This is a genomic window from Pseudomonas sp. GW821-FHT01A09 (assembly GCF_058986725.1).
Map to the genome: position 1 here is coordinate 74,762 of NZ_JBYSWB010000026.1, position 17,438 is coordinate 92,199.

8 protein-coding genes are annotated in these 17,438 nt (G+C 64.1%); 3 read left to right on the top strand and 5 right to left on the bottom strand.

Annotation, left to right across the window (positions count from 1 at the left end; translation table 11 throughout):
• Positions 1-409 precede the first annotated feature (409 nt).
• Positions 410-1,114, top strand: coding sequence for a FadR/GntR family transcriptional regulator (locus tag AC3WJP_RS23500; protein WP_493723162.1), 705 nt, complete (start codon positions 410-412; stop codon positions 1,112-1,114).
• A 103-nt stretch (positions 1,115-1,217) separates the two neighbouring features.
• Here AC3WJP_RS23500 and AC3WJP_RS23505 read toward each other — a convergent pair whose 3' ends face one another.
• The 3 genes from AC3WJP_RS23505 to potE all read right to left on the bottom strand — a co-directional run bounded on the left by AC3WJP_RS23505 (position 1,218) and on the right by potE (position 5,960).
• Positions 1,218-1,907 carry a DUF3313 domain-containing protein gene (locus tag AC3WJP_RS23505; protein ID WP_493723161.1) on the bottom strand — a complete coding sequence of 230 codons (690 nt, stop codon included), beginning with the start codon at positions 1,905-1,907 and terminating at the stop codon, positions 1,218-1,220.
• 364 nt (positions 1,908-2,271) lie between these two features.
• Positions 2,272-4,557 carry an Orn/Lys/Arg family decarboxylase gene (locus AC3WJP_RS23510; RefSeq protein ID WP_493723160.1) on the bottom strand — a complete coding sequence of 762 codons (2,286 nt, stop codon included), beginning with the start codon at positions 4,555-4,557 and terminating at the stop codon, positions 2,272-2,274.
• Positions 4,554-5,960 carry a putrescine-ornithine antiporter gene (gene potE, locus AC3WJP_RS23515; RefSeq protein WP_493723159.1) on the bottom strand — a complete coding sequence of 469 codons (1,407 nt, stop codon included), beginning with the start codon at positions 5,958-5,960 and terminating at the stop codon, positions 4,554-4,556. The genes AC3WJP_RS23510 and potE overlap by 4 nt, the downstream gene beginning before the upstream one ends.
• Before the next feature lie 304 nt (positions 5,961-6,264).
• On the opposite strand from potE, the gene AC3WJP_RS23520 reads away from it, so the two are divergent.
• Positions 6,265-6,540, top strand: a complete 276-nt coding sequence (locus tag AC3WJP_RS23520) for a metal/formaldehyde-sensitive transcriptional repressor (RefSeq protein ID WP_493723158.1) — start codon at positions 6,265-6,267, stop codon at positions 6,538-6,540.
• Positions 6,541-6,547: 7 nt separating this feature from the next.
• A complete protein-coding gene (dmeF, locus tag AC3WJP_RS23525; protein WP_493723157.1) occupies positions 6,548-7,495 on the top strand; it encodes a CDF family Co(II)/Ni(II) efflux transporter DmeF in 948 nt (315 codons plus the stop codon).
• 31 nt (positions 7,496-7,526) lie between these two features.
• Here the strand turns inward: dmeF and AC3WJP_RS23530 are convergent, their stop codons facing one another.
• Together AC3WJP_RS23530 and AC3WJP_RS23535 are read right to left on the bottom strand one after the other, a co-directional pair.
• On the bottom strand, positions 7,527-8,252 hold the full coding sequence (locus AC3WJP_RS23530) for a Crp/Fnr family transcriptional regulator (protein ID WP_493723156.1): 726 nt from the start codon (positions 8,250-8,252) through the stop codon (positions 7,527-7,529).
• Between the two features lie 59 nt (positions 8,253-8,311).
• Complete coding sequence (locus AC3WJP_RS23535) at positions 8,312-16,987, bottom strand: GH36-type glycosyl hydrolase domain-containing protein (RefSeq protein WP_493723155.1); 8,676 nt, start codon at positions 16,985-16,987, stop codon at positions 8,312-8,314.
• Positions 16,988-17,438 lie beyond the last annotated feature (451 nt).

Sequence of the window (17,438 nt, forward strand, 5' to 3'; positions counted from 1 at the left end):
TGGCTGTACAGGTCGTCATGGCTAGTCATCGGCGCCTGGATGACAGACATCATACGAGTTGATCTGGATTTACTGCAATAATTGTTGGGTAAAAATTTTACCTATTATTAGTTGTCTGACGAGATAGGCGTTGGCTGGAGCGGCCCCTTCGCGAACAAGCTTTGCTCCCACCAGCTGCTCAGTTCAGAAGCCGTACACCTGTAGGAGCAGGACTTGCCCGCGAAGGGGCCAGCCGGAGCGCCCATCAACCCACAGGCCACAAGTGATAATTTTGCTCCACCAGGTGCTCAGTTCAGAAGCCTTACACCTGTAGGAGCAGGGCTTGCCCGCGAAGGGGCCAGCCGGAGCGCCCATCAACCCACAGGCCACAGGTGCTAATATCCGCCCACCGAAGCCGATGGACTGCGCCATGCAAGACGAAACCCTAGCCCCCAAGCGTTCACCGGGTCTGGCCCACGAAATCGTGGCCGGCCTGACCCAGCGCATCCGCCTCGGTCAGATCGCACCGGGCGAGAAAATGCCCTCCGAGTCCACCCTGGTACGCGAGCATGGCGTCAGCCGCACCGTGGTGCGCGAGGCGATTTCCCAGTTGCAGGCCTCTGGCCTGGTCGAGACGCGCCACGGGATCGGCACCTTCGTGCTGGCGCGCGACGAGCGCCAAGGCCTACACCTGACCCGCGACACCGAACTCAGCGTGCGTGGCATTCTCGAGCTGCGCCTCGGGCTGGAAACCCAGGCAGCGGCACTGGCCGCCGTGCGCCGCAGCGAAGAGCAACTGCTGCAGATGCGTCAGGCGCTGGACGACTACCAGAATTCGCTGGCAAACAATGACAGCAGCGTCGAAGCCGATGTGCGTTTCCATCGGCTGATCGCCGAGGCGACCGGCAATGTGTACTTCACTGACATCATTCATCACCTCGGCAGTTCAGTGATTCCCCGCACCCGGATCAATGCCCAGGAGCGCGGCAGCACGGACTTGATGCCATTCGGGCGGCAGGCCAATCAGGAGCATGAAGCGATCTTGCGAGCCATTCGCCGCCAGGACCCGGAGGCCGCGCGGGCGGCGATGTGGCTGCATTTGAGCAATAGCCTGGAGCGGATGACCGCGTCTTGAGTGATCGCCCAGCGTTTCTTGCCGTGGGCGAAGGCGGCGGTCTCCACTCGGTCCATTTCACTGGCACTGGCGTCAGACCGACACTGGGCTGGTCGATCAGTCGTCAATATCCGGCCTTGAACCTTTCGTAGCTCAAGCGCATGTCCGACGCCCAGCCGTCCAGTACCGGTTTCACATCGTCGAGCGTCAGTTGGGTCTGGGCGTTTTCAAGGGATTTGCCAGCGCCTTTGCGCACGACTTGGGCCAGTACCTTCTGGTTGCCGCCATCGAGAAAGGCGGCCTCGGTGGCGATCTCGACTTCTTGATCGCGGCCACCTGCCGCGCTGTTGACGGCAGAAGCCACCAAGGCGATGGGGAGGATTTCGTAGGGCTGGAAACCTTCATTCCTGGTAGCGACTGCGGTGATTGCCGGGCGCACGACGATGGTCCCGGGGCCAGGCCCTTGCGCCAGCTGGAAGTCCTTGCCGAGCTCGCGTTTGAGCGCCGCATCGTAGTAGCGCGAGATCGATTGCAGGACCTGCACGCTGACCGCTGCGGTCGGCTGCGGCTTGGGATAGAACTGGCTGGGCTCGATGAACACCTGGGAGTATTGCCCAGGCTTGACGTCGGTATCTATCCAGCGCATGACCGGCGCGCCCGTCGCACTCTGCGTCGGCTTGAGCCGGCTGTAGTCCTTGAGAAAACCTGAATACTGGCTCGGATCGACCTGGGAACCGGCGCAGCCGCCAAGACCCAGCAAAGCGCTGCAGAGGAGCGAATTGAGAACGGCAGCTTTTATCATGTGGCTGTTCATCCTGTGTCTTCCTGAATTGAGCTGAATTGCAGTTCGATTGCCCAACGGATTAATGGCACCGCCGAGGACATTGCTCCGCGCCTGCTTGCCGATTGGTTTGCTGATAAATACCGGCCTGTTGGATAAGGCGCCTGCCAATACAAGTGCGCAGGTCACCGGCAAACAGCAATGTGGCCAAATTCGAATTGGTCGATAAAACGTTGCGTAAACGCCAATCCATAGCCATATAAACACCCCGTCATATTGGAATATTCAATCAAGGCACCTGTCATCCGCCGGGCCTTTTAACCGGATATCGATATACCCGCGATACTTTCGCAAGCTTCTAGCTGAATCGGTTAATTCAGGCTTGATGCCTGGCCGTTCATTCCAATACCAGCAGTCGATATTCTCCCGCCTCGCTTTCAATCCCATGAGTGTCATGGGTGAAGCCTGGAAATGACTTGTCGAAGCTTTCCAGTGCACGCAGATAACCCAGCAATGGCCCATCCAGCGGGCCGGCGTTTTCGCCCGGCATCAACAGCGGGATGCCGGGCGGGTAGGGCACGATGCCGGTGGCGACGATGCGCCCGGCGGCCTGTTCCAGGGAGACTTGTTCGACCTGGTTGCGGACCAGCTTTTCGTAGGCCTGCACCGGGCTGAACTGCGCCTCGGGCAGCATGCCGAACGCCTTGGCCATGGTCGAGGTGGTGCGGTGTTGCTTCATGGCGGCGAAAATTTCCTCGGCCAGGTCGCGCAGACCCATGCCGGCGTAGCGCTGCTGATTGGCGGTGAGCAGATCCGGCAGCGCCAGTTCCAGCTCCAGGTTGCTGTCGTAGTCACGTTTGAAGTCCAGCAGCGCATTGACCAGGGTGCCCCATTTGCCTTTGGTGATGCCGATCGAGAACAGGAACAGGATGGTGAAGTCAATGGTCTTTTCGACCACGATGCCCTGGTGCCCCAGATAGGCGCTGAGCACGCAGGCCGGGATGCCGAAGTCGAGCAGTTCGCCGTCGTCGCCCATCCCGGGGCTCAGCACCGAGACCTTGATGGGGTCGAGCATGCAGTAGCCATCTTCGATATTGCCGAAGCCGTGCCACACCTCGTCGGGATGCAGCACCCAACAGTTCGGATCGCTCTTGAGGACCGCCGGATCGGCGCTGTGGAAGGGCACGTCGAGCCCGTCAATCTTGACCGAGGGTGGCTGCCAGCAGGAGAAGAACCAGTCGTCGTGGCTGAGCATTTCGCTCTTCATGCGCGAGATCACCTGGCGAAAGGCGATGGCTTCCTCGATGGACTCGTTGGTCAGGATCTGCCCGCTGGGCGCCTCCATCATGGCCGAGCTGACGTCGCACGAGGCCATGATCGCGTAGTTGGGCGAGGTCGAGGCATGCATCATGAACGACTCGTTGAAACGCCCGTGGGGGATCGGATTGCGGCCATTGCGCACATGGATCATGGACGCCTGGGACAACGCCGCCAGCAGCTTGTGGGTCGACTGGGTGGCGAATACGGTGGGGCGCGAGGCGTCGTGATCGGCCGGATCGCCGTGCATGGCGAAGCGATCGCGGTACAGCGGATTGAACCGCGCGTAGCCATACCAGGCTTCGTCGAAATGCAGGCGGTCGACGCTCTCGCCAAGTAGCTGTTCCACGCGGGTGACGTTGTAGGTCAGGCCGTCATAGGTGGAGTTGGTGACGATGGCATGCACCGGCGTCGGGTCGATACCGTCGTGCACCAGCGGATTGGCGGCAATGGCGGCCTTGATCGCCTCGGCGCTCAGGGTCTGCGGCAGGATCGGCCCGATGATGCCGTAACGGTTGCGGGTCGGCACCAGGTAGGTCGGGATGGCCCCCGACAGGGTCATGGAGTGCTCGGCGGACTTGTGGCAATTGCGGTCGCACAGCGCGATCTGATCGCGGGTGACGCTGGCCATGAGGATGACCCGGTTGGACGTCGACGAACCGTTGGTGACGTAGTACGAACGGTGGGCGCCGAACACCTTGGCGGCGTAGCGCTCGCCTTGGCCGATGGGACCGCTGTGGTCGAGCAGCGAGCCCAGTTCGCCGACCGAAATGGACAGGTCCGAGCGCAGCAGGTTTTCCCCGAAAAACTCGTAGAAGGCGCGGCCGGCGGTGCTTTTCAGAAAGGCCGTACCGCCCGCATGGCCTGGGGTGTGCCAGGAGTATTCGTAGGAGCGAGCGAACTTGAGCAGCGCGCCGAACATCGGCGGCAGTACTGCCTGACGATAGCGCTCGATGGCCGCCAGGATGCGCCCGCTGAGAAAGCGGCTGGTGTCCTCGGGCAGCCAGATGAAGTCGTCGGCGTGCTGCATGACCACCAGCGGGATGCTCGACGCGGTGCTGCGGTCGCTGATCAGGAACACCGGTACGCGGGTGTTGCGTTCGCGCAGGTCGGTGAGCAGCTTGATGCACTCCAGATGACCTTCGCTGGTGTCCATTTCCCAACTGAGCAACACGCACTGAACGGCGGGGTCCGAGTGCAGGATCGAGCTCGCATCCGCCAGGCTTTCGGAGATCAGGATGCTGATGGAGCGCTCCTCGACATCGGTGATCAGCTGGTTCAGCGCGCGGCCGAACACGGTGCGTTTGTCGGGGGCGCTGCTGACCAGCAGCGCCAGCATGCCGAGCAGTTGTCGATGTTCCGTCATGGTCTTGCCTCCTGGGCGACGTGCAGGTTGTTGACCGGTATGGGCTCGCCGCTGATGTGCTGGGCGCTGACCGTCTGGGTGGGGGCACTGTTGTTGACGGCTTCGAGGCGGATCAGGCGGTTATTGACGAAGCCGAACAGGGTGTAGCCGAAGATCGTCGCGACCCCGCCCAGCATCAATGCCTGGGGCCCTGAGCTGTAGAGCGCCAGATAGCTGTAGGCGGCCGCTATCCAGGCCACGATATTGCTGATCAGCGCCTGGCGTGGCGGCACGTTGGAAACCATCTGCAGGGTCATCAGCGCGGCCATGGAGAGGATGTAGGGCACCAGATTGGTGACCACCGCCAAGTTGACGAGGATGTCGAATTGCTTGCTCAGGTCCGGGCTGATTGTCAGAAACCCCAGGGCCGTCTGGCCGGCCAGCAGGATCAGCATGCCGACGATGGGCGTGCCGGCGCGGTTGGCCTTGGCGAAGATCGGCAGGAAGTACCCGGTATCGGCCGAACTCTTGAACACCTGGGCGATGGTGAACTGCCAGCCCAGCAACGAGCCGATGCAGGCCAGCACCATCAGCCCCATGACCACGCTGCCCACCATGGGGTTGAACATTTTCGCGAAGACCAGGCCGAAGGGCGCCGTGGAACTGGCCAGTTCTGGGTTGTCGACGATGCCGGCGATGACGTTGGTGGAGACGATGTAGATCACCGCCGCTCCCAGCGTGCCGCCCAACACCGCGATCGGCACGTTGCGCTCCGGGTTCTCGACCGCATCGGTGTTGGCGCAGGCCGATTCCAGGCCCAGAAAGGCCCAGAGGGTAATGGACACCGATGCCCCGGCAGCCTGGAACCAGCCTTTGCCGTGGGGGTTCCAGCCGGCCGCGTAGACGCTGCTGTCGAACCAGAACCAGCCTAGCGTAGAGACCAGCAGCACCGGGGCGATGACGCCCCATACGGTGATCGCGCCGATCTTGCCGGTGATCCGCGCGCCGCCGAAATTGGCGAACGTGGTGATCCACAGCAACGCAATCGTCGTAAGCCCGACCTGTAGGGAACTAAGTTGTAGATTGAAAAGCACCTGAATATAACCGACCGCGGTGATGCTGATGGCGACATTGGCGATAAGCAGAGAAACGCCATAGGTATAGTTGGTTATATAGTTGCCGCCTTTGCCGAAGGCATATTCGGCGTAGCCACCCATGCCGCCGGTCTTGCGACTGAGCATCCCGCAACGGGCAAATGCATAGGCCAGCGCCAGCGAGCCGGTTGCCGTTACAATCCACGAGAGGATGGAGATAGCGCCCACTTCAGCAAGTTTGGAGGGTAATAACACGATTCCCGAGCCCAGCATATTGACGGCGGTCAACATGGTCAGCTGAGTGACGCTCATTTTTTTTGCGCCCGACATTCCCTTGCCCCTTGTGCGTTATGGATTAGTAGTAATAGCAACGATTCGCGGCAAGGCAAGAAATTAGAGCATTTATTTTAATGGCACCGTGCATGCTATCGATTAACCGGGTTAATTAGTTAGCCTGCTATGGGTAGATCCAAATAATGGCTTTTTGATGTTGCCTCGATAAATTAATCGTACTGACATTCATATCAAGACCATGGACATTTTTGACATGTGCAGGCGGCCCTCACACCGACCCCTTGCTCACGCAGAGACAAACGCGCATCATGCCCGTCAATATAGGGTAGGGGGGTATGCTATGGGCCACATCAGATCGGCCAAAGAGGACCTGCTCAAGCGGGTCAAACGCATCGCCGGGCAAGTCCAGGCCATCGAGCGGGCGCTGGAAAGCGATGCCGACTGCGCCAGGACGCTGCACCTGGTCGCGGCCACGCGCGGCGCCATGAACGGGTTGCTCGACGAAATCATCGAGGACCACGCTCGCGAGCATGTCGCCAAGGCAGGCCTGAGCGACGACGAACGACAGCAGGGCGTCGAGGAACTTCTCGAAGCGATCCGCCGGTACAGCAAGTGAGCGCACGATGAAAACCGACACCTCAGCTTATTCCCACAACCATGACTTCCTCGGCGCGGGCCACGATGACAACGCTCGACGCACCCTGTGGGTGGTGATCCTGACCGTGGTCATGATGGTCGGCGAAATTTTCGCTGGATACCTCACCGGCTCCATGGCGCTGCTGGCCGACGGCTTTCATATGGCGACCCATGCCGGCGCCTTGGGCATCGCCGCCGCGGCCTATCGGTTCGCGCGCATCCATGCGACGAACAGCGCTTATAGCTTTGGCACCGGCAAGGTCGGCGACCTGGGTGGATTCGCTTCGGCGCTGATCCTGGGGCTGATCTCGATCGGTATCGCATTCGAATCGCTTACGCGCCTGTTCGAGCCCACTCAGGTGCAGTTCGGTACGGCCACCTGGATCGCGGTGCTGGGCCTGGCGGTGAACGTCGTCAGCGCGCTGCTGCTGTCCGGCGGAGCAGGGCATGCTCACGGCCACAGCCATGAGCCTGCCCACGATCATCATCACGGCCACGGCCACGGCCACGGCCACGGCGAGGACAATAATTTCCGCTCGGCCTACGTGCATGTGCTGGCCGATGCGGTGACCTCGCTGCTGGCCATCGGCGCATTGCTGGCCGGGAAATTCCTCGGGTGGGTATGGCTGGATCCGCTGATAGGTATCGTCGGCGCGGTGGTCATCGCCAACTGGGCATGGTCGCTGGTCAAGGACACCTCTGCGGTGTTGCTGGACAAGACCGACGAGCACGTGGCGCAAGAGATTCGCGAGCTGCTGGCGCAAACGGGCACCCTGCAGATCAGCGATCTGCATGTGTGGCGCGTCGGGCCGCAGGCGCGCGCGGCGATCGTCAGCGTGTCCGGCTCGGCGCAGCTGTCGGCAGATGATGTACGGCAGGCGCTGCAACCCGTCCATGAGGTCACGCACCTTACCGTGGAATATCGGGTCGCTTGAAACCTGAGGGCGATTCAGCCGCCCGTCAGACTCACCTGTCGCGGCGCCGCGTGTAATGCAGCAACCGATCGGTCTCGGTCTTGACCACCGAATAGCACTCGCAGCTGAGCCGCTCCAACTGCGGGCGATCGAGCACCTTGATCTGCCCGCGGCTGTATTCGATCACGCTCTGGCGCTGCAGCTTGCCGGCCGCTTCGGTGACGCCTTCGCGGCGCACGCCGAGCATGTTGGCGATCAGCTCCTGGGTCATGGTCAGTTGGTTGCCGGGCAACCTGTCCAGGGACAGCAGCAGCCAGCGGCACAGTTGCTGGTCGATGGAGTGGTGCCGGTTGCACAAGGCGGTCTGGGACATCTGGGTGATCAGCGCCTGGGTGTAGCGCAGCATCAGCAACAGCAAGTCGCCATGGCGATTGAATTCATCCTTGAGCTTCTGCCCCGGCAGGCGCAAGGCATTGCCGGCGCTTTGCACCACGGCGCGGCTGGAGGTGCTTTCGCCGCCCATGAACAGGGCGATGCCGACCAGACCTTCATTGCCGACCACGGCGATTTCGGCCGATGCGCCGCTTTCGGTGACGTGCAGCAAGGAAACGATGGAGTCGGTGGGGAAGTACACGTGGCGGGGGATGTCGCCGGGCTCGTACAGCACCTCGCCGAGCGCCAGCGCGACCACTTCAAGGTCGGGCGCCAGGCGTTGCAGTTCTTCATGGGCGAGGGCGGCGAGCAGGTGATTGTCGGACGGTAGCGGTGGATCGGACATGATCGAGTTCCATGGAGGGAAAACAGTCGAGCCGACCCAGCGTACTCCTGTCTGCGCCGCTACAGGGATAAACCCTCGTCCAGTGTGGTCTCGCGGACGGCGGCCACGGGGCAATCCACTCGCACCCACCGCTCGATACCGTCGTCGATCAAATGCACCCGGTTGCCGTCGATGAGCTCGCCGTCAAGCGTCATCGAGCCGCCCGCCGTCGTGCCCCGGCGCACATCGAAGTGATAGGTCGTGGCGCCGAATCGATAGCTCAGCGTGAAACCCGGCCAGTGGGCGGGCAGCAACGGCTCGATGCGCAGCGTATCGCCCACGCGCTGCAGGCCCAGCAGCGACTCGGTGGCCAGGCGATACATCCACCCGGCCGAGCCGGTGTACCAGGTCCAGCCGCCGCGTCCGGCGTGGGGCGCAGCGCCATAGACATCGGCAGCCATCACGTAGGGCTCGACGTTGTAGGTGTCGATGGCGGCGTTGTTGCGCGGGTCGGCAGGGTTGATCAGGTGCAGCAGCTCCCAGGCCTTGGCGCTGTCGCCCAGTTGCGCGAAGGCCATGGCCGCCCACACGGCGGCATGGGTGTATTGCCCGCCGTTCTCGCGCACCCCGGGCACGTAGCCCTTGATATAGCCCGGGTCTTCGGCGCCTTTGTCGAAGGGTGGGTCGAGCAGCAGCACGGCGCGGATCTCGGGTTTGACCAGGTAGCGGCCCAGCGCCTGCATGGCGCGGTGCTGACGGATCGCCGAGCCCGCGCCGGACAGCACCGACCAGCTCTGGGCGATGGAGTCGATGCGGCACTCGCTGTTGCTCGCCGAGCCCAGCGGCTGGCCGTCGTCGAACCAGGCGCGGCGATACCAGGCGCCGTCCCAGGCGGACTTCTCCAGTCGCTGGTTGAGCAGCACGGCGTTTTCATTGCAGCGTAGGGCGAACGCGGCGTCGCCATACTGCCCGGCCACCAGAGCGAAGCGCTTGAGTACATCGCTGCCGAAAAAGCCCAGCCAGACGCTTTCGCCACGGCCCTGATAGCCGACGCGATTCATGCCGTCGTTCCAGTCGCCGCCGCCCATCAGCGGCAAGCCATGCTCGCCGCGCCGCAAGCTGTGTTCGAGGGCGCGTACGCAGTGGCGATAGAGCGATTCACGCAGCGGCGCAATGCTCGGCTGATCGTAATAAGACTCCTCGTGCAGGTTCAGCAGGCGCCCTTGCAGATAGCCCACGGGTTCGTCCAGCACCGCTATATCGCCGGTGACCTCGACATAGCGGGTGGTGGCGGCCACCAACCAGAGGAAGTCGTCGGAGCAATCGGTGCGCACCCCGCGGTCTAGCGGGGGATGCCACCAATGCTGGACATCGCCTTCCTGATACTGATGGCCGGCGCACAGCAGCAAGTGCTTGCGCACCAGCGCCGGGCTGGCATGGATCATCGCCATGCTGTCCTGCAATTGATCGCGAAAGCCGATGGCGCCCCCGGATTGGTAGAACCCGCTGCGCGCGAGGAATCGGCAGGCGATCACTTGATACATGAGCCAGCCGTTGACCATCACGTCGACCTCCGGCGCCGGCGTCTGCACCTGGATCACCGACAGCAGTGAGCGCCAGTGCTCGCGCACCTTGTGCAATTGCTCGGCGGCGGCCTGGGCGCCGCGATAGCGTTGCACCTGGCCGGTAGCGGCCTCGGCGTTGTGCTCGGCGCCCAGGCGCATGATCACTTCCTGGCTTTGCCCGGCGGCCAGTTCCACCGTGACCTGGATTGCCGCGCACGGGTCAAGACCACCGCCGATGCGCCCGGACAGCCCTGCATGCTGCATGGCGGCGGGCGCTTTCAGGCTGCCGCCGCGGCCGATGAACTCGGTGCGGTCGCCGGTGATGCGGTGGTCGATGCCGTCGGTGTCGAAGAACGCCACCCGCTCGCTGAACTCCACCGAATAGGCGTTGCGGGCGAACAGCGCGCCGCTGACCGGGTCCGACTGGGTCACCACGTGCATGGCCGACTTGCTGCGCAGGTCGCCCAGTACCCATTCCACATAACCGGTGACGCTCAAGGTGCGGCTGCGTGGCGACAGGTTGCGCACGATCAGCCGCGAAAACTTGATCGGCGCATCCAGCGCCACGTATACCCACAGCTCGGTATGCAGGCCGTCGCCTTCACGCTCGAACACGCTGTAGCCGAAGCCATGGCGGGTCAGGTAGCGGCCGTTGCCGGGGCAGGGGCTGGGGGTGGCGGACCAGAAGTGCCCGGTCTCTTCGTCGCGCAGGTAGATCACCTCGCCCCCGAGGTCGAGCACCGGGTCGTTGTGCCAAGGCGTGAGGCGGAACTCGTGGGCGTTCTCGGCCCAGCTGTAAGCGCTGCCGGACTCGGACACCACCGAGCCCATCTGTGCGTTGGCGATGACATTGACCCAGGGCGCCGGTGTCGGCCGCGCCGCGCTGGCATCGATCAGGTACTCGCTGCCATCGGCGCTGAAGCCACCGTAGGCATTGCCCAGCAGGCGCGGCAGCTGCGCAGGTTGGGCCGGCGTCGGCACAGGGCGGTATTTTGCCGTCGCCACGAACGGCGCATACACCGGGGCGACGCGACGGCGATGCACCTGCTCGGCGAGCGAGCCCGCGCCTTCGCTGAACACCAGCCGCGCCACGGACAGAATCAGGGTGCGATCCTCGCTCGACAGTTGCTGCGCCGTGCGCACGAAAATCCCTCCGGAGCGATCCACCAGCGCGGCTTCGCTGCCGGAGGTGACCAGGCCCATGATCGCGTCCTGCAACTGCTGGCGATAGCCGACCTTGTCTTCGTTCCAGATCAGCAGGTCCACCACCAGGCCCTTCTGGCGCCAATAGGCGTGGGCCTGAATCATGGTCTGCACCAACTCGATGTTGTCCAGACTGTGCACCTGCAACAGCACGATCGGCAGGTCGCCGGAAATCGACTGCCCCCACAGGCCCTGCTGGTTGCGCCGGTTGCTGATGAGCACGGCGCTGTCCGCGCGCAACGCCGGGTTGGCGTACACCAGGGAGGAGGCCATCTGCTCGAACAGGCGCGCATCGGCCATGGACACGTTGAGCTGGCGCAGCAGCACCTGGCCGTGGGTCCAGGACAGATCGAAGACGCGATCGGCGAGGTGCCGGTCGCGGTATTTATTGATCAGCGCCAGGCACTCGTCGCGGTTGTCCGCGACCCCGGTGACCAGATCGATGGTGGCCTGCTGACCGGGTTGCAGGGTGATACGGCACTGGATCGCGACGATCGGGTCGAGCACCGGCCCGGCGCTGCCCGACAGTTGCTCGCAGCTGGCATCGAGGGCGGCAGGTGCGGCCAGGCTGCGCCCGCGGCCGATGAAGCGGGCGCGGTCGGTTTCGTAGGAAATGGCCTGGATATCGACGCCATGGGCGGCGAGCAGGTGGCACATCCAGGGTGGCCGCTCGTCACTGGCGCGCGGCCGACGGCTGCAGACGATCGCCTGCAAGGCTGGCAGCAGTTCGGTCTGCACGAACAGTTTGCTGAACGCCGGGTGCATGGCATCCGCTACGGCGGGGGCCAGCACCACTTCGGCGTAGGTGGTGATCTCCAGGGTCTTGGCCGCGCTGGCGCGGTTGGTGACGTGCAGGCGACGCAACTCGATGTTGTCCTCCGGCGAGACGACGACCTCCATGTGCGAGTCGAAATCCAGCTCCCGGGCCCGAAACTCCGCACGGGCATTGCTGAAGATCGCCTCGTGCGATTCGGTCTGGCGCAGGGTCGGCTGGAAGGCTGCGGACCAGAAGGCGCCCGTGACGACGTCACGCAGGTAGCAGAAGGTCCCCCAGTTGTCCTGGGTGATGTCCTCGTGCCAACGGCTGATGGCGATATCGTCGCGGCGGCTATAGCCACCGCCGGCGCTGCTGAGCAGCACGTGATAGTGGCCGTTGGAGAGCAGCTGCACGGCAGGACGCTTGTGCCCGGGGTGGGCGAAGACCCGCAGCTGGGTGTCCTGCCCCTCGGCGTTGCTGGCGGGCGCCGATTGCGCGGTTTGCAGATAGGGCGCACTGGCTTTGGGCACCCGTTCCTGCAGCAGGAGCAGGGCGGACTGCAGCGCTGGATCGGATTCGAAACGCCGTTGCATGGGCTGATCGAGCAGCACGCTGGTCAGCGCCAGCAGGCTCATGCCCTGGTGATGCGCCATGAACGACTGCACTAGGGCGAAGGGCTGGCCGGGTGGCAGGCGGGCCTCGGTGTAGTCGACCGCCTCGTACAGCCCGTAGCGGCCCATCGCGCCCTGGCGCGCCAGGCGTTGCAGGTTGCTGCTGGCCGCATCGGCATCGACCATCAACGCCAGGGCGCTGGCGTAAGGCGCAACGACGATTTCATCGCCCAGGCCGCGCTTGAGGCCCAGGCCCTGCACGCCGAACGCTCGGTACTGGTAATTGAACTGGGCGTCGAGGCTGTAGTAGCCGGACTCGGACACGCCCCAGGGGGTGCCCAGGCGGTTGCCTTGTTCGATCTGTACGGTCACGGCGGCGCGGCAGGTCTGGTCGAGCAGGCTGCCGTCATAGTTGGGCATCACCAGCATCGGCATCAGGTATTCGAACATCGAGCCGGACCACGACATCAGCGTGGTCACGCCGCCGCAGTCCCCGGCCAGACGCCCGAGGGTAAACCAGGCGCGCTGCGGGATCTGGCCCTGGGCGATGACGACGAAATTGGTCAGCCGCACCTCGGAGGCCAGCAGGTCGTAGTAACCCGAATCCAGGCGCCGTTCTTCGGGGGTGTAGCCGATGGCGAACAGATCGCGCTTGCGGTCGTACAGTAGGCCGAAGTCCATCTGTGCCAGCTCGCCGGCCAGGCCGCTGAGCGTGTCGAGGCGTGCGAGGGCGTCCAGTGCGCAACTGCGCACGCTGGCGACGCGGCTGTGATGTTCGGTGGGCCAGTCGTCCTGAGTCAACTGCGCAAGGTCGCGCAGGGTCCGGCGGGCAGGACTGTGGTCGATGAGGCAAGGCGGCAGTTGGTAGCGTTCGAGTTCGTCGATCCAGTCGCTGCATTGGGCGCTGAATGCCTGTTGCCAATAGCCGCTGTCAGTACTGGCTGTTTCGCGGGCAGAGCCCGCTCCCACAGGGCGTGGTCTGTCACTGTGGGAGCGGGCTGTGCCCGCGAAGCTCTCCAAGGCTTGCGTCTGGGCGTTGCGCAGCAGGGCCAGCAGCTCATCGGGGTCGAGCGGCGCTTGGGCGTCGTCCAGGCGTTGACGCAATGATGATAGCTGGTCCGCACCCTGGCCCTCGAGCAACGTGTCCAAGGTATCGCGCAGGCCGCTGCGGATGGCCGGGCCGAACAGTATCGAGTCCGGGATCTGCATCAGGCCCGCGCGCAGGGTCAGCAGGAGGCCCGCCAGGTTGCCGCTGTCGACGGTGGAGATGTAATGCGGGCGCAGCGGTTGCAGGGTCTGGGTGTCATACCAGTTGTAGAAGTGCCGCTGGTAGCGCTCGAGCCCGTTCATGCTGTCCAGCGACGCCGCCAGCCGGCTGGCCAACCGCTGCGTGCTCAGGTAGCCGAAGTCGTGGGCGGCCAGGTGGGCGAGCAGGGCCATGCCCATGTTGGTGGGCGAGGTGCGGTGGGCGATGCTGGCCTTGGGTTCTTCCTGGATGTTGTCCGGTGGCAACCAGTTGTCCTTAGGGCCGACGAAATCATCGAAAAATGCCCAGGTGCGGCGGCTCAGCACGCGCAGGAAGCGCAGCCCCTCGGCCGTGGGTTCGAAACGCCGGTGCTGCGGTGCCGAACTCAGGCGCCAGGCTACCCAGGGTCCGGCTGCCCAGCACAGCAGCAGCGGCAAGGCGATGACCAGGGTCAGCGGCGCCGGGATCAGGGCCACCAGCAACGCCGCAGCGAACGAGGGGCCGATCCACATCTCGCGGTAACGCCGGGCCAGGCGGTTTTCCGAGTGTCGCTCGACCTCCCGCGAGGGCTGCCATTGCAGCATCAGGCGGCGGCTGAAGCTGATGCGCCACAGCGAGCGGGCGATGGCGTCGGTGCTGTAGTACATCTCGTGTGGCAACCAGCTGAGGGTCGCCGCGACTCGGGCCAGGTCCTGCAACAGGCTGGCGCCAAGGTCGCGCAGGTAGTGCCAGTAAGGCACCTTGACCGGCGGGTGCAGGGCATCGGTGAGGGTCTTGAGCAGCGGTTGCACCACCAGCAGGCCGAGCACCGTGAGGGTCCAGGCCAGCGGCTCGCTGCTGGCGAACCAGCCCCAGGCGAGAATCGCCAAAGATGCCAGTGGCTCCAGGCTGCGGCGCAGATTATCGAAGAGTTTCCAGTGGGCCATGATGCCCAGACGGTTGTGCGACCAGTCACCGTGCAGGTTGCGGGTCCAGGGCAAGGTCCAGGGCAGCAGTTGCCAGTCGCCGCGTATCCAGCGATGGCGGCGTTTGACGTCGGCGCTGTAATGGGAGGGGTATTGCTCGTACAGCTCGACGTCGCTCAACAGCCCCGAGCGGGCGAAACTGCCCTCGATCAGGTCATGGCTGAGGATGCGGTTGTCGGGCAGGCGACCGTCCAGCGCCTGGGCAAAGGCGTCCACGTCGTAGATGCCTTTGCCGATGAACGAGCCTTGCTGGAACAGGTCCTGGTAGATGTCCGACACCGCGCGGGTGTAGGGGTCGACTCCGCCGCCATTGCCGAACAGGCGCGAGTACAGCGAGCGCGGAGTGCTGGTCAGGCTGATGCCCACCCGCGGTTGCAGCAAGGCATAGCCAGCGATGATGCGCGCGTGTTCGGCATCGAAAATCGGTCGGTTCAGCGGGTGCATCATGGCCCCGGTGCATTGGCGAGCGACGTCTCGGGGCAATTGCGTATCGGTGTCGAGGGTGATCACGTAGCGCACCGATCGCAGCGCCCGGGTGTCGCCGATAACGCTGCTGAAACGCTCGGCACCCTGGCCACGCAGCAATTCATTGAGGTCGTTCAACTTGCCGCGCTTGCGCTCGTGGCCCATCCACACGTTTTCGCCGGGGTTCCAGCGCCGCGGGCGATGCAGCAGGAAGAAGCGGTCGGTCGCTCCTTCGGCGTACTGGCGATTGAGCAGGCCGATCGCCAGTGACGCGTGTTCGAGCAATTCGGCATCCTGGACCTGCACCTGGGTCGGGGCGTCGAGGAAGTCGGTGAGTAGGGCGAAGAACAGGTTATCGTCGCGGTTGGCCAAAAAACGCACTTGCAGCCCCTCGACCAACTCGTCGACATCGAGACGCGTAGCGATCAAAGTCGGGATCACCACCAGGGTGCGGGCCTGCTCGGGAATGCCATCGCTGTAGTCCATTTTCGGCAGCATGGCCGGCGCCAGGCTGAAGGTCGCCCACCAGTTGACCAGGCTGAACGCCAGCCGGCTGGTCATCACCAGGCAGGGTGCGGCCAGCCCCAGGAGCGCGGCATAGGACAGCCCGTCGCGGCCAGCCGAGGCCAGCAATGGCAGGGCCAGGACCACCGTCAGCAAGGACGCCGGTGCCAGGTAGAACGCCAGCGGCGAGCGTTGCAACAGGCGCTTCCAGCGTTCATGGAAGGGCAACCGGGCCTTGAGCCGCCGCTCGAGTTCCGCGATGCCCGCGCCAATCAGAAAGTAGCCGATATGCTCGGTGGGCGTGCCGACGGGCACCTGCGGGTGCTGCTCGGCGGACAGCTCGACGGCCCGCTGCGCCACCTGGATTTCCGAATGCCCGCTGCGCCGGGCGAGGCGCTCGATCATGTGCCGGTAGTTGTCGCGGGTGGCGAAGTCCATGGCCGGGTAGACGGCGGCGGGATCGTTGTTGAGGGTGTGCTCGACATGGCTCACGGATTCGACGAAATCCCGCCAGTTGGTCGCCGACAGCAAGCGCAGGCTGCCGATGCTGTTACCGATGGACACCTGGTCGGCGGATTGCTGCTGGGCGTCGAGCTGCACCTGGCGCTCGATGCTCGAGCCACTTTCGCCGAGCATTTGCTCGATCCAGTTCAGCGCCAGCGCCAGGGCCGCGCTTTGCCCTTGCAGGCGGCGGGTCAGTTCGGCGACAAAGGCGGCCGTCAATGGCGGCGCTGAACGGGCCATGTCGGCCACGGTCAGCACCACGCTTTTGACGTCGCGCTCGGAGACTTCGATCAGGCGCTCGGCCCAGTCATCGGCCAGGTTGCGGTCGTCCCAGTTGGCCATGACCCGCGAGGCCACCCGGCGCAGATTCTCGATCAGCGCCAGGCGCAACATGATGGGGATCGCCCAGAGCTCGCCGAGGGCCAGCGGCATGACGGTCTGGTAGGCGACGATAAATTGCTGCAGGCTTTGTTCGTCGAAGCGGCCGTCGCCGTGGGAGATGGTTTCCAGGGCGATGTCATAGACCCGCGGCAGGCCGTTGACCAGGCGGGGCAGTTCGCGACTGTAGCCTTTGGGCAGGTGCGTTCTGGCGGTGCGGATGTTCTCCTCGACCAGAAAGTAATTGTCCAGCAGCCACTCGGCGGCGGGGGTGACACGGCGGTTGCTGCGCTGGGCCTGGGTCAGTGCGCTGCAACTGCGGTTGAGCAGCCGTTCGTTGTCATCCAGTCGGCCCAGCAGCGAGTCTCGGGATGACAAGGCGCTGAGCCGATGCTGCCCGGCCAGGGCAATGCCGTGATCGGCCATCTGGTCGGCATTGAACAGCTCGGCGCGCAGTATCTGCTCGTAGGCGAATTTGACCGGGGGGTAGTTGCCGGTTCGGTAAAACACAGCCAGCCGGGACAGCAGCAACCGGGTAGGAGCCCATATGCTCGACATAAAATCCTAGGTCTGACACTCGCGCCAGCAGTCTCGCCAACGCAGGCGGAGTGCACAGCATGGCGGGGTGCGCAGCGGGGATGCCGGCACCGGTACGTGCCTGGGTGAGCGGAGCTTTGCACCGTCAGTGTGGGTACGGGCGTCGATGGCTGTCTGTTCGGTAGCGCACATAGTGGGGTTATCCCTGTGCAGCGGCCTTTTCGGCATTGTCCCTCCGTCAGCCTCGTGGTGTGAGGATGATGGTGATCTGGTGGCGGTGCGGGCGGTCATTTTGCGGCGGCGCTTTAGGGCCGGGCACTTTGGGGGCTGGGGATTGGGGTGTGGCCCTGCTTGCGCTCCAGCCTGGGCGGCGCCCCACATTGGCCCCTCGCTGGCGCTCGGGGTTCCCGCGTTCCGGCTTCTGAATCGGTGGCACGCCGCGAATCGCCGTCCATGGCTCAGCGCGGCTCCC